The organism is Streptomyces sp. NPDC087859, assembly GCF_044742595.1.
GTDB lineage: Bacteria > Actinomycetota > Actinomycetes > Streptomycetales > Streptomycetaceae > Streptomyces > Streptomyces canus_F.
Genome location: NZ_JBIUUU010000012.1, coordinates 261,600 through 275,107, shown reverse-complemented (window position 1 = coordinate 275,107; position 13,508 = coordinate 261,600). Strand labels below are relative to the sequence as shown.

The 13,508-nt window shown below is 72.3% G+C and carries 14 protein-coding genes; 6 read left to right on the top strand and 8 right to left on the bottom strand.

What is annotated here, in order from left to right; all coding sequences use genetic code 11:
• Positions 1–9: 9 nt before the first annotated feature.
• From ACIOHP_RS29740 to ACIOHP_RS29715, 6 genes are all read left to right on the top strand, one after another.
• Entirely contained in the window at positions 10–2,703 is a 2,694-nt protein-coding gene (locus ACIOHP_RS29740; RefSeq protein WP_401892238.1) for a GNAT family N-acetyltransferase, read from the top strand.
• Between the two features lie 12 nt (positions 2,704–2,715).
• Positions 2,716–3,447 (top strand): CBS domain-containing protein, encoded by a 732-nt coding sequence (locus ACIOHP_RS29735; RefSeq protein ID WP_401892236.1) that lies wholly within the window; start codon positions 2,716–2,718, stop codon positions 3,445–3,447.
• 21 nt (positions 3,448–3,468) lie between these two features.
• Positions 3,469–3,975, top strand: coding sequence for a flavodoxin domain-containing protein (locus tag ACIOHP_RS29730; RefSeq protein ID WP_401892234.1), 507 nt, complete (start codon positions 3,469–3,471; stop codon positions 3,973–3,975).
• 55 nt (positions 3,976–4,030) lie between these two features.
• Positions 4,031–5,002, top strand: a complete 972-nt coding sequence (locus tag ACIOHP_RS29725; RefSeq protein WP_401892233.1) for an Acg family FMN-binding oxidoreductase — start codon at positions 4,031–4,033, stop codon at positions 5,000–5,002.
• 2 nt (positions 5,003–5,004) lie between these two features.
• Positions 5,005–5,574, top strand: a complete 570-nt coding sequence (locus tag ACIOHP_RS29720) for a hypothetical protein (protein ID WP_401892232.1) — start codon at positions 5,005–5,007, stop codon at positions 5,572–5,574.
• Between the two features lie 136 nt (positions 5,575–5,710).
• Positions 5,711–6,133 carry an Hsp20/alpha crystallin family protein gene (locus tag ACIOHP_RS29715; RefSeq protein WP_401892231.1) on the top strand — a complete coding sequence of 141 codons (423 nt, stop codon included), beginning with the start codon at positions 5,711–5,713 and terminating at the stop codon, positions 6,131–6,133.
• 72 nt (positions 6,134–6,205) lie between these two features.
• Here the strand turns inward: ACIOHP_RS29715 and hypE are convergent, their stop codons facing one another.
• The 8 genes from hypE to ACIOHP_RS29675 are packed head-to-tail and all read right to left on the bottom strand — an operon-like array spanning position 6,206 to position 13,469.
• Positions 6,206–7,240 (bottom strand): hydrogenase expression/formation protein HypE, encoded by a 1,035-nt coding sequence (gene hypE / locus ACIOHP_RS29710; RefSeq protein WP_401892230.1) that lies wholly within the window; start codon positions 7,238–7,240, stop codon positions 6,206–6,208.
• On the bottom strand, positions 7,237–8,346 hold the full coding sequence (hypD, locus tag ACIOHP_RS29705; protein ID WP_401892228.1) for a hydrogenase formation protein HypD: 1,110 nt from the start codon (positions 8,344–8,346) through the stop codon (positions 7,237–7,239). Before hypD ends, hypE begins: the two co-directional genes overlap by 4 nt.
• A complete protein-coding gene (locus ACIOHP_RS29700; RefSeq protein ID WP_401892226.1) occupies positions 8,343–8,963 on the bottom strand; it encodes a CBS domain-containing protein in 621 nt (206 codons plus the stop codon). Before ACIOHP_RS29700 ends, hypD begins: the two co-directional genes overlap by 4 nt.
• Positions 8,956–10,317, bottom strand: a complete 1,362-nt coding sequence (locus ACIOHP_RS29695; protein WP_401892225.1) for a Ni/Fe hydrogenase subunit alpha — start codon at positions 10,315–10,317, stop codon at positions 8,956–8,958. The genes ACIOHP_RS29700 and ACIOHP_RS29695 overlap by 8 nt, the downstream gene beginning before the upstream one ends.
• Positions 10,314–11,066: an oxidoreductase gene (locus ACIOHP_RS29690; RefSeq protein ID WP_401892223.1), complete on the bottom strand. Its 753-nt coding sequence runs from the start codon at positions 11,064–11,066 to the stop codon at positions 10,314–10,316. Before ACIOHP_RS29690 ends, ACIOHP_RS29695 begins: the two co-directional genes overlap by 4 nt.
• Entirely contained in the window at positions 11,066–11,872 is an 807-nt protein-coding gene (locus ACIOHP_RS29685) for an FAD/NAD(P)-binding protein (RefSeq protein WP_401892220.1), read from the bottom strand. Before ACIOHP_RS29685 ends, ACIOHP_RS29690 begins: the two co-directional genes overlap by 1 nt.
• Positions 11,869–12,336, bottom strand: coding sequence for a Crp/Fnr family transcriptional regulator (locus ACIOHP_RS29680; protein WP_401892218.1), 468 nt, complete (start codon positions 12,334–12,336; stop codon positions 11,869–11,871). The genes ACIOHP_RS29685 and ACIOHP_RS29680 overlap by 4 nt, the downstream gene beginning before the upstream one ends.
• On the bottom strand, positions 12,336–13,469 hold the full coding sequence (locus ACIOHP_RS29675) for a 4Fe-4S dicluster domain-containing protein (protein WP_401892217.1): 1,134 nt from the start codon (positions 13,467–13,469) through the stop codon (positions 12,336–12,338). The genes ACIOHP_RS29680 and ACIOHP_RS29675 overlap by 1 nt, the downstream gene beginning before the upstream one ends.
• Between the last annotated feature and the right edge of the window lie 39 nt (positions 13,470–13,508).

Genomic DNA, 13,508 nt, shown 5'->3' with positions numbered 1-13,508 from the left:
AGAACCGCGATGACGGACGACACACTCAGCCGGCCCACGGTCCACGCCCTGCTCGCGGACGGCACCACCGTGTGCATCCGTCCCGTGCGGCGGGCGGACCACGACCAGGTGCAGGGGCTGTACGAGGAGATGTCCCCCGAGAACCTGCGGCTGCGGTTCTTCTCCGCGAGCCGCAGGTCGGCCGCCTCGGCCGCCGACCGGGCCTGTGCCCCGCGGCACCCCGGATACCTGGCCCTGCTGGCCGAGACGGAGGGCCGGCTGATCGGCCTCGCCGAATACGACACCGAAGGCACCGGGGACACCGCCGAGATCTCCATCGCCGTCGCCGACGGACTGCACCACCGGGGCGTCGGCACCCTTCTCGTCGAGCACCTCGTATCCGCCGCCCGCGCTGAGGGCGTCACCGCCTTCGTCGCCGATGCCCTGAGCGAGAACCACGAGGTGCTGCGGCTCTTTTCCGACCTCGGCCTGCGCACGGCCCGTAAGTTCGAAGGGCCGGAGGTGCGCTGCACCATCGCCCTGGACACGAGCGACACCTACCTGACAGCCGTCGAGGAACGCGGCCGCGCCGCCGATGTCGCCAGCATGGAGCCGCTGCTGCGGCCGAAGTCGGTCGCCGTCGTCGGCGCGGGACGCAAGCCCGGCTCGGTGGGCCGGGCGATCCTGCACCAGCTGCACGCGGGCGGCTACACCGGACGTCTGTTCGCAGTGAACCCCGCCGCACACGCGATTCTCGGCGTGCCCGCCCACCCGTCGGTCAGCGCCCTGCCGGTCACCCCCGACCTCGCCGTCCTCGCCGTACCCGCCGCCGCCATCCCCGCGACCGCCGAGGAGTGCGGCAAGGCAGGAGTCCGCGCCCTCCTCGTCGTCACCGCGGGACTCGACGCCGACCAGGCGCGGGACCTGCTCGCCGCCTGCCGCGCCCACGGCATGCGCCTGGTCGGACCCAACTGCCTCGGAATCTCCAACACCGACCCGCAGTACGGCCTCGACGCCACCTTCGCCGCCGCCCACCCCCGCCCCGGCACCGCAGGTGTCGCCGTGCAGTCCGGTGGGGTCGGCATCGCCCTGCTGGACGGGATGTCCCGCCTGGGCATCGGCGTCTCCTCCTTCGCCTCGCTCGGCGACAAGTACGACGTGAGCGGCAACGACATGCTCCAGTGGTGGGAGAGCGACGGCCGCACCGACCTCGCCCTGCTGCACCTGGAGTCCTTCGGCAGCCCACGTGCCTTCTCCCGCACCGCCCGCCGGGTCACCCGCCGGATGCCGGTGCTCACCGTCGACGCGGGCCGCACCGAAGCCGGCCGGCGTGCCGCCGCCTCGCACACCGCGGCCGCCGCCACCCGCACCATGACCCGCGGCGCGCTGTTCACCCAGGCGGGCATCACCGCCGCCCGGTCGATCGGCGAGCTCCTGGAGACGGCTGCCCTGATGCACTCCCAGCCGCTGCCCGCCGGACCCCGCGTCGCGATCGTCACCAACGCGGGTGGAGCCGGAGTCCTAGCCGCCGACGCCTGCGCCGAGGCCGGCCTCCAGCTCCCGGCACCCACGCCGGAGCTGATCGATGACCTGCTCGCCGTGCTTCCGGACGGAGCCGCTGTCGGCAACCCCGTCGACGCCACCGCCGCCGTCACCGAGGAGCAACTCACCGACTGCGTGGACCGGATCATGCGGTACGGCGGTGTCGATGCCGTCCTCGTGGCGCTCGTCCCGACCGCGGTCGCCGCGGCCACCGGCGACGACCTCGTCCGCGCCCTCACCCGCGCTCCCGGCCGGCGCGTCAAGCCGATCGCCGCGGTACGGCTCGAACAGGGCCTGCCCGTCGAGCTGTTGCCCGCCGCGAAGGGCGCCACCGTCCCGTCGTACGCCGAACCTCAGGCAGCCGCACGGGCGTTGGCCCACGCGGCCCGCCGGGCGGCCTGGCTCGCCCGGCCCGCCGGGACGGTGCCCGACCTCGATCGCGTCGAGGCGGACCGCGCCCACGCCGTCGTCGAGGCGTACCTCGACACGCACCCGGACGGCGGTTGGCTCACCCCGCGCGAGTGCGCCGAGCTCCTCGGCTGCTACGGCATCCCACAGGTGGCGTGGGCCTGGGCCGACACCGAGGACGGTGCCGTGCTGGCCGCCGACCGGCTGCGCGGCGCGGACGGACGGGTGGTGATGAAGGGCCACTGGGCAGGCCTGCTGCACAAGAGCGCCGAGCACGCCGTCCACCTCGACCTGCGGGGCGAGGCCCAAGTGCGGGCCGCCTTCCGGGACCTGGAGACCCGGTTCGCCGGCCTGCTGGAGGGCGTGGTGATCCAGCCGCTCGCCGCCCGTGGCACCGAGCTGTTCGCCGGCGTCGTCCAGGACCAGGTCTTCGGGCCGCTCGTCCTGTTCGGACTCGGCGGCACCGCCACCGAGGTCCTCGCCGACCACGCCGCCCGCCTCGCGCCGCTCACCGACCACGACGTACACGACCTGATCACGGCCCCGCGCTGTGCCCCGCTCCTGTTCGGGGCACACGGCACCGCGCCCGTCGACCTGGAAGGGCTCGAACAGCTCCTGCTGCGGCTCTCCCGCATGGCGAGCGACCTGCCACAGCTGGCAGAGGCCGACTTCAACCCCGTTCTCGCGACACCGGGCGGAGTCACCGTGCTCGATGCGCGCGTACGCCTGCTGCCCCGCAGGCCCCAGGATCCGTATCTGCGCCGACTCCGCTGAGGAGGGACAACCATGAAGCACAACAAGGTCGGCTCCGTGATGACCACGGAGGTCGTCCGTGCCACCTACGGCACCACATTCAAGGAGGTGGCCCGGCTGCTGGGCGATCACCGCATCAGCGGGCTGCCCGTGGTCGACGAGGACGAGAGGGTCATCGGCGTCATCTCCGAGACCGATCTGCTGCTCCGGCAGGCCCAGACGCCGGATCCGTACGAGCCGAAGAAGCGCTTCCGTCTCGCCACGCTGACCCGTGCGGGCCGACGGCGTGCCGCCAAGGCCAGGGCCCGCACGGCAGGACAGCTGATGTCCCAGCCGCCGATCACGGTGCCCGCCGACGCCACCATCGTCGAGGCCGCCCGCACCATGGCCCGGCATCACATCGAACGGCTGCCCGTCCTGGACGAGGAACAGCGGCTGGTCGGCATCGTGACCCGTCGTGACCTGCTCCAGGTGTTCCTGCGGCCCGACGCGGAGATCCGTGCCGAGGTGATCGACGAGGTGCTGGTCCGCGCCCTGTGGCTGCCGCCGCGCGGCATCGATGTTGCCGTGACGGAGGGCGTGGTGACCCTCTCCGGCCAGATGGAACGCAAGAGCGAGACGGAGATCGCGGTCTCCATGACCCGGCAGATGGACGGTGTCGTCGCCGTCGTCGACAAGCTCACCCACCGACTCGACGACTCGGACCTCAGGCCCGACGACAACGCCCTGCACGGTGTCGCCGACGACTGGCTGCGCAGGATCTGACAGAAGAGGAGGCGAATCGCCATGACCGGCAAGGTCCTGGTCGCCTATGGGACGACGAACGGATCGACCGCGCGGATCGCCGAGGCCGTGGCCGCGGTGCTGCGCAAGGAGGGTTTCACCGCCGAGGCACTGCCCGCCGGGGCCGTCGCCCGCGTGACACCGTACGACGCCGTCGTGGTCGGCGGCGGACTGTACGCCGGACGCTGGCACAAGAACGCCCGCCGCTTCGTCCGGCGGCACGGCGACGAACTCGCCGGGCTCCCGCTGTGGCTGTTCAGCAGCGGCCCGCTCGACGCCTCGGCCTCGGAACGGGACATCCCGCCGGTGCCCGGTGTGCAGAAAGCCATCACCCGGCTCGACGCCCGGGGACACGTCACCTTCGGTGGCTGCCTGGAGGAGGGCGCGAAGGGCTGGGTCGCCCGGATGATCCTGCGCAACGGAAAGGGGGGTGACTTCCGGGACTTCGACCGGATCGAGCAGTGGGCGCGACAGATCGCCGACGAACTCGTGGCCGACGAGAAGCACTGACCCCGCAGGCCGGGGGAGGCTCGCAGGCCGGGAACTCACGAAGGGTGGATGCGCCATGCCCCTGACCTACGAGAGCCCCGGCCACGCGGCTCTCCACCTGGCCCGTGCCGCCTCCTTGGCGCCCTCGCCGCACAACAGCCAGCCGTGGTCCTTCGTCGAGGAGGGCCACGACCATGGCTTCGAGGTGCACCTGGACGACGGGCGACGGATGATCCTGACCGATCCCGGTGGCCGGGAGGCGGTCATCGCCTGCGGGGCGGCCCTGTTCAACGCGCGGCTCGCCGTGCGGCTGCTGGGTTTCCGGCCCGTCGTCGACCTGCTGCCCGAGCCGGGGAACACCGCCTACCTGGCCCATGTGGGCTATGCGTCGTATGCCCAGGCAGAGCCCGACGAGGCGCTGCTGGCCCGGGCGTTGCCCCGTCGGCACACTCACCGCGGTCCCTTCGGGCCGGTCCCGGTGCCGGACACGCTCCTCGACGATCTGCGCGACGACGCCCAGGCCGAGGGCGCCGTCCTCCGGGTCGTCGACGAGCCGGAGGGACTCCGGCGGTTGGCGCACCTGGTGCGCACGGCGGAGGACGCCCATCGTGCGCATTCCGGCCACGTCGCCGAGCAGACGCGTTGTGTCGGACCGCACGGAGTACCGCGCGAGCTCTGCCGTCATCACCCCGACGGCACGTTGCTGGCCGGCCGCGACTACCTCGGCCTCGCCTGGTACTACGTCCGCCGACCGCAGCGCTGGTCCCCGCGGACGGGCACGGTGGCCGTGCTGTCCAGCCGGTGCGACAGCCGTCAGGACTGGCTGCGCTCGGGGCAGGCGCTCCAGCGCGTCCTGCTGCGCGCGGCCACCCGTGACGTCATGGCGGCCTTCCACACGCAACCCCTCGAACTGCCCGCGCTACGGGCAAAAATGCGGACGGACCTCATGGGGGGCCTGTTCCCCCAGGTGGTTCTGCGCCTGGGTTGCGCCGCCCGGACGGCGAGCACACCCCGGCGCGCGCCCGTCGAACTGCTGGACCGGTGGTGACCATGACCGGAACCCGACGCCTGTGGTGGCGCCTCAGGCCCAGTCCGCTCCGGCGCCGCAGCTACCTCGTCGAGGCCTGGCTGCTGCTCGTGACCTGGACGCTCGCCGTCACGGCGGCCGTGGTCGCGGGTGTGGTGACCGCTCCGGCGGCCGAGCGGGACATCAACGGCCTGCGGGCCCAGCGCCACTCCGTGCCGGCCGTGCTCACCGAGAACGCGGAGCAGTCCGTGGCCGAGGGCGGCGACGGTGACCGGGCATGGGCCACCGTGCGGTGGACCGGCCGGGACGGCAGGGCCCACACAGGCGTGGCCCGGGTGGATCCCGGCAGCAGGGCAGGGAGCCCGGCCGAGGTGTGGCTGGACACGGACGACCGGCTGGTGCCGGAGCCCTCGAGCGCGGAGCAGGCCGAGTTCCATGGCGCTGTGCTGGGCACGGTGGCCGCCGTGCTCGCGGGCGCTGCGGTGGTGCTCGTCGGCTGGGGCGGCCGCGCGTGGCTGGAGCGGCGCCGACTGGCGCAGTGGGACAAGGAATGGGCCGGCTTCGGCAAGCAGCGGGGACGCAAGACCGGCTGACCAGGGTGAGACGACGCCGGCCCGGCACGCCAGGGCCCGACCGGCTCAGGGGTCGGGCCGAACGGCACTCGGCACCCCGGGCCGGCAGGAGGAGGCTGGAAATGAACACGAGGACACGCTGTCGAAGGAGGCAGACATGGCGGGCATGATCGAGCGGCTGCCGGGCTGGCCGACGCTGCCCGACCTGTTCGGCTGGGCCGAGGCCGGCTTCCCCGGGACGCACGGCATCCCCGGGCTGCACGGCATACGGGTCGAGGAGCACCTGACGGACGGAACGTACGTGCTGCGGGCCGAACTGCCGGGCATCGACCCCGCGAAGGACGTCGAGATCACGGTCGATGAGGGCGTGCTGACCCTGCGCGCCGAGCGTGGCGAGGAGACCAAGGAGAAGTACCGCACGGAGTTCCGCTACGGCACCTTCGCCCGCTCCGTCCGGCTGCCGGCCGGCGCTAAGGGGGACGAGGCGAGTGCCGACTACAAGGACGGCGTCCTGACCATCACGGTCCCGCTGCCCGAGACGAAGACAGGAACCACGACCATCAAGGTGCGTCACGGCTGAGCAGGAGTGTGCCGTGACCAGTCCGCCGTCCGGAGAGGGCACTCCGGGCGGCGGACGCATGCGTAGTGGCCGTCAGCAGATCCGGGGCAGTTGCTCCCCGAGCGGCAAGTCCACGATGCGCCGGGCCCCCACCAGCGTCCGCAGCGTGACCCGACCCCGAGGCCCGTCCGGCAGCACCTCACCGATCCGCACCGCTTGCGCCCCTTCCTCGGCCGAACGCATCGCGGCCAGTGCCTCCTCGGCCGCATCGCCGGCGACGAAGGCGACCAGACAGCCCTCGTTGGCGACGACCAGCGGATCCAGGCCGAGCAGATCACAGGCCGAGGCGACTGCCTCGGGCACGGGCACCGCGCTCTCCGCGATCTCGACGGCGACGGACGAGTCCCGCGCGATCTCGTTGAGGGCGGCCGCGAGACCGCCCCGGGTCGGGTCGCGCAGAACGTGGACGTCGCCGCCGATGGGTGCCAGGGCACGCACCAGTCGGTGCAGGGGGCGGGTGTCCGAGGCGATGTCGCTCTCGAAGCCGAGGCCTTCACGCGTACTGAGCACAGTCGTGCCGTGCAGCCCGACCGGCCCGGACAGCAGCACCGCGTCACCGGGGCGGGCCAGGGCGGCGGACGGGCGCAGCGAGCCGTGCCGCTGCCCGATGCCGGTGGTGTTGACGAAGAGCCTGTCGGCCGCGCCCCGGCCCACGACCTTGGTGTCCCCGGTGACCACGGGCACCCCCGCGGACTGCGCAGCCTTCCCCAACGAGCCGAGGATCGTGCGGAGTTCGGCCAGCGGCAGCCCTTCCTCCACGATGAGGGAGACGGACAGGGCGATCGGCCACGCGCCGCGCATGGCGAGGTCGTTGACCGTGCCGTGGACGGCGAGGGACCCGATGTCCCCGCCGGGGAAGAACAGCGGGCTGACGACGAAGCTGTCGGTGCTCATCACCAGTTCCCGGTGCCCGGGCAGCAGCGCCGCGTCCTCCATCGGGCCCGAAGCGCCGTCGAGCGCGGGCAGGATCAACTGGTCGAGGAGCTCGGCGGTGAGTCGGCCGCCGGCACCATGGCCCAGCAGCACGACCTCGTCCTCGTGGTTCGGGGTGGGGCATTCGACGGTCATGTCGTGCTCCTCACGGAAGCGGGGGCGCGCCCGGCCGCGTGGAAGGCGGCACAGGTGCCTTCCGACGACACCATGGGCGCACCGAGGGGATGGCGGGGTGTGCAACGCGTGCCGTACGCGGTGCAGTCGGTGGGCAGCTTCGCCCCGGTCAGGATGGCGCCGGCGATGCACTCGGCGTCCTCGACGGGGCACAGTCCGCCGACGTCGAAGCGCCGGGTCGCGTCGAACTGCCGGTATTTCTCGGCCAGTTCGAGGCCGCTGTCGGGCAGCGCCCCGATCCCGCGCCAGGCACGGTCGGTGACCCGGAACACCTCGCGGACCGTGTCCTGCGCGGCGGTGTTCCCGGACCGGCGTACGGCCCGCACATACTGGTTCTCCACCTCGAACCGCCCGGACTCCAGCTGCCGTACGGCCATCAGGATGCCCTCCAGCAGATCCAGCGGCTCGAACCCGGTCACCACGATCGGCACCCGGTACCGGGCGGCGATCGGTTCGTACTCCCGCCAGCCCATCACCGCGCACACGTGCCCGGCCGCCAGGAACGCCTGCACCTCGCAGTCCGGGTTCTCGAGGAGCGCGGTCATCGCGGGCGGCACCAGAACATGGCTGACCAGCATGGAGAAGTTCGTCAGCCCGAGGCGGGCGGCGTAGAGGACCGCGGTGGCGTTGGCGGGTGCGGTGGTCTCGAAGCCGACCGCGAGGAAGACGACCTCCCGGTCGGGGTGCCGGGCGGCCAGCCGTACGGCGTCCATCGGGGCGTAGACCACACGCACGTCCGCGCCCCGTGCCCGCAGCGAGAGCAGGTCGGTTTCGGTGCCGGGCACGCGCAGCATGTCGCCGAAGCTTGTCAGGATCACACCGGGCCGGGCGGCGACGGCCATGGCCCGGTCCAGGGTCTCCAGCGGTGTCACACAGACCGGGCAGCCCGGTCCGTGAATCATCCGCATCCCGGCGGGCAGCAGCTCGTCGATGCCCTGGCGGACCAGGGTGTGGGTCTGGCCTCCGCACACCTCCATGATCCGCCAGGGGAGCGTGGCGGCCTCCCGCAGCTCATCCAGCAGACGCCGGGCGAGCGTGGGGTCGCGGTACTCGTCGAGGTACTTCATCGGTGCGTCAGCTCTACCCGCACGTCGACCACCCCTTCCACGGCCCGCATGGCGCGGGCGAGCACGGGCTCGAGGCCGCGTTCGGGCAGCGAACCGCCCAGCGTGACCACGCCCTCGCTCACCTCGACCGTCAGCGGGGTGGTGACCGGCAGCCGGTTCAGGACGCTGAGCCGGATCTCCCCGGCGATCTCCGCGTCGGTCCGCAGGAACACCTTCAGCAGGTCACTGCGGCTGACCACGCCCTGTAGGATCCCGATCCGGTCCACCACGGGCAGACGCTTGACGTGGCGGCGGGCCATGATGCGCGCGGCCTCCGCGACCGTGGCGTCGGCGTGCACGGTCACGGCCGGGGCGCTCATCAGCTCGCCCGCGGTCACCGCGCCCGCCTTGGCGCGCTCCGCGAACTCGGCGTCGTCGCTGTCGCGTACCTCCTCCTTGGGCAGCAGGTCGGCCTCGGAGACCACCCCGACGACCCGGCCTTCACCGGCCAGCACTGGCACGGCGCTGACCTTCCACTGGTCGAGCAGCTCGACGATCTCCTTGAACGGTGCCTCGCTGCCGACGGCGACGACGGTGTGCGTCATCACATCGCTCACGGTGTACGGGGATTCAGACATCACAGCCTCCTGATGCGGCTCCTGACGTACGGACGACGGTCAGGTCGAGGAAGTGGGTGGAGCAGGAGATGCACGGGTCGTGGTTGCGGATCGCCCGTTCGCACAGCGCCGTCAACTCGCCGTCGTCCGGGTCGTTCTCCCGGATCGCCCGCTGGGCCAGGCGTCGCAGGTCGTCCTCGATCGCGCCCTGGTTCTGCGCGGTGGGCGGCACCAGCAGGGCGTCGGTGACGAGGCCGTCGGCGTCGAGCCCGTAGCGGTGGTACAGCACTCCGCGGGGCGCCTCGGTGGCGCCGTGCCCGACGCCCGCGACCGGCGGCACCTCCGTGTAAGGGCGGGCGGGAGGTTCGTACGTCTCGATGATCCGCAGCGCCTCGCCGACGGCGTACACGGTCTCCACCGCACGCACCAGGATCGACCGGAACGGATTGCGGCACACGGCCCCCTCCCGCGGATCGCCCAGGCCCGCCGCCACGGCCGCCTGCAGTGCCACGGGCGACAGCCGCGCCCCGCTGATCGCGAACCGCGCGAGTGAGCCGGTGAGATGCAGCCGGCCGTCGAGCCGGGAGTGCAGCGCGGTGGAGTGCGGCAGATGGGTCTCGGCCACATGCGCGGTGAAGTCCCGCACCGGGAAGGAGGTCACGGTTCCGTCGGTGCGCAGCACGGTCGGCGTCCCGCCTTCGATGGCGTACGTGTCCGGCTCGGCCAGCGCCAGCAGATCGGCCTCGACGCACGCGTCCGGGAACTCGAAGTCCGCGACCCAGCGCACCGTGTCCCACGCGTCGTCGAGCGCCTGCTTCAACTCTTCATGGAGGGGACGGAGTTCGTCGCGGGTGGGGGTTCGGTGGAAGCCTCCCAGACGGACGTTCACGGGGTGCACGGCACGCCCGCCGAGCAGCTCCATCAGCGAGTTGCCCGCCTTCTTCAGCCTCAGCCCCCGTTCCACCTCCGCCCGGTGCGTGCGGGCCAGTTCGATCGCGCTCGCCCGGCCCAGGAAGTCCGGGGCGTGCAGCAGATAGATGTGCAGGGCCTGGCTCTCGATCCACTCGCCGCAGTACAGCAGCCGGCGCAACTCACGGATGACCGGATCGACGCTCACCCCGCACGCGTCCTCGATCGCCGCGCAGGCGCTCATCTGGTAGGCCACCGGGCAGATTCCGCACACCCGGGCCGTGATGTCGGGCGGCTCGGTGTACGAACGCCCGCGCAGGAAGGCCTCGAAGAAGCGCGGCGGCTCGTAGATCTCCAGCCGCGCGTCGGTGACCGTGCCGTCGTGGACGCGCAGGCGCAGCGCGCCCTCGCCCTCGACCCGGGACAGCGAGCCGACGTGCAGCACACGGGATCCGCGGTGTGTCACTTCTCCCACTCCTCTGCGAAGGCCTGTGCGTTGAAGGTGTGAAGGAACCGCACCGTGGCGTCCTCGTTGAGTCCGTCGCGGCGCAGCAGCGGGATCAGCGCGGGCAGGTTCACCGAACCGGACGGGCCGAAGCAGCCGAAGCAGCCACGGTGGTAGGCCGGGCACAGCGCCCCGCATCCGGCGTGGGTGACCGGGCCCAGGCAGGGCGTGCCGTGGGCGACGGTGACGCAGACCGTGCCGCGTCGCTTGCACTCGAAGCACACGCTGTGGTTCGGCACGTCAGGCCTGCGGCCGGCCAGGAACGCGGTGATCACCTCGATGAGCTGCCGGCGGTCGATCGGGCAGCCGCGCAGCTCGAAGTCGACGTCCACATGAGCCGAGACGGGAGTGGAGGTGGCGAGCGTCGAGATGTACTCGGGGTGTGCGTAGACCACGCGCCGGTACTCGTCGACGTCCGCGAAGTTCCTCAGGGCCTGAATGCCGCCCGCGGTCGCACACGCCCCGATGGTCACCAGGTGGCGGGAGGCGGCACGGATCGCGCGGACCCGTTCGGCGTCCTCGGCCGTGGTGACCGAGCCCTCGACCAGGGACAGGTCGTACGGGCCGGACGTCACCGCGCTGGATGCCTCCAGGAAGTGCGAGATGTCCACCTCGGCCGCCAGAGCCAGGAGTTCGTCCTCACAGTCCAGCAGGGTGAGCTGGCAGCCGTCGCAGGAGGCCAGCTTGAACACGGCGAGGGTGGGTGCCATCACAACTCCCTCACGGACAGCAGTGGTTCGGCCCGGTTCCAGTCCACGACCGGACCCTCCTGGCACAGCAGCACCGGCCCGAGCTGGCAGTGCCCGCAGTGCCCGGTCGCGCAGCGCATGTTCCGCTCCAGCGAGACGCGGATCCGCTCGCCGGGTACGCCTCGGAAGGCCAGGTCGCGTGCCGTGGCGCGGATCATCGGCTCGGGTCCGCAGACGAACACCCAGGTGTCGGCCGGGGTGAAGGTGGCCCGGTCCAACAGGGAGGTGACCAGGCCGACGTCCCCGCGCCATTCGTCGTCGGGCCGGTCGACGGTCACACCGGTGTAAGCGGTGGTCCAGCCCTCGATGTCTTTGCGGGCGATGAGGTCGGCCGGGGTTCGGGCGCCGACGAGTACATTGACCCGGCCGTAGGCCGCGGGTTCGGCCAGTGCGCGCAGGATCAGCGGCCGCAGCGGGGCGAGCCCGATGCCGCCCGCGACCACCACCACGTCCCGCCCGCGCGCCCGCTCCAGCTCCCAGCCGGTGCCGAACGGCCCGCGCACGCCGACCGTCTGACCGGCATGCAGCTCGCACAGCCCCGCCGATACGGCGCCCACCGCGCGGATCGTGTGCGCGAGCCCGCCGGTGGCCTGCACGGAGCTGACCGAAACGGGGATCTCGCCGCGCCCGAAGCAGTGCACCATCGCGAACTGCCCGGGTGTGAAGTCCTCGAGCGGCACACCGGCCGCTTCGAGGCGCAGCGTCACCGTGTCCGAGGTCTCCGGCCGGCGGGCGACCACGCGGTACCGCACCGGTACGTCCGTCATCGCGCACCGCCCTCGCTGCCGTAAGGGCCGTACAGGTCCAGGAGCCGGGTCCGTGCCGCCTGCAGCCGGTGGGAGAGCACCCGGCCGACCCAGTGCTCGACCGCGCGCCCGAAATCGGCGTCGTCGAGACAGGCCAGCCGCACGGCCACCGCGTCGAACTCGTAGGCACGCAGCGGGGTCACGGTCTCGGCTCCCAGCTGCCAGACGTACGGCTCGTACAGCCAGGACCAGCCGACGAGGTCACCGGTGCCGAGCGTCTCCACGACCGGGGCGCGCCGGCCGGGCACATGCAGGTCGAGGGCGGCGGTGCCGTCCCGCACGATCCAGAAACGGTTCGCGTGGCCGCCCTCCTCGAACAGCCGGGTGCCCTGCGGGAACCGGACCTCGCGGGCCATGTGCAGCAACCGCTCGCGGTGGTCTGAGGGCAGGGCGTGGTTCATGCGCAGGGCCATCGAGGGAGCCATCAGTCCGTCTCCGTTCCGTGTGCGGTGTGTTCGGCGTCCAGCGCGGCGACTTCCTCGGTGATGTCGATGCCGGCCGGGCACCAGGCGATGCAGCGCCCGCAGCCGACACATCCGGACGTGTCGAACTGGTCGTGCCAGGTGGAGAGTTTGTGGGTGAGCCACTGCCGGTAGCGGCCGCGTGCCGAGGCGCGGACCGGTCCGCCGTGCAGATACGAGAAGTCCAGGTCGAAGCAGGAGTCCCAGCGCTGCCACCGCTCGGTGTGGTCACCGGTGAGATCGGTGACCTCCTCCGTGGTGGTGCAGAAGCAGGTCGGACAGACCATCGTGCAGTTGCCGCAGGTCAGACAGCGGGAGGCGACATCGTCCCAGCGTTCGGCGTCGAGGCTCGCGCCCATCAGGGCCCGCAGGTCGACCGGAGGCAGCGAGCGCCCCATACGCTCCCGGGCCGCGTCGACGGCGGCACGGGCGGCCGACTCGCTGTCGGGGCCGGCGGTGTGGTGAGGCACCTGGTCCAGCAGCTCGGCGCCTTCCTCACTGCCGACCCGCACGAGAAAGTGACCGTCTACCTCGGTGAGCGCCAGGTCGTACCCGGCGTCGGCGGCGGGACCTCCGCCCGTGGAGACGCAGAAGCAGGTGGCGCCGGGCTCGGTGCACTCGGCGGCGATCAGAAGCGCCTTGCCGCGGCGCCTGCCGTAACCGGTGTCCGCGTACCGCCCGCCGGTCAGGACCCGGTCCTGGATCGCGATGGCCCGCAGATCGCAGGGCCGCACGCCCAGAAAGGCGTACGAGGGCGTCTCGGGCTCGTCGGCGGTGAACGACACGTCGCCCTCCGGCGTCCGGTCGGCGCTCCACAGCCGCTCCCGCGACGGGTGCAGGAAGGACTTCCAGGACTGCGGACCCGCACTGTGGGCGAAGGCGGCCCCGTCGTCACGGCGGACCAGCCGATATCGCCCGGCATCGAGTTCGACGCCCCAGCCAAAGGGAAGGTCGTCCGCCGAGGCCAGCTCGGCGAGCACGATCGCCCCGTCCCGGACGGTCGGCCCGATCACCGTCCGGCCCCGCGCCACCAGGGCCGCGACCAGCGCGTCCAGCCCGTCCCGGTCGAGCACGGCCGAGGCTGTGGTGGCGGTCATGACGGTCCTCCTCGTCCAGGACGGCTCCGTGCTTCTCCA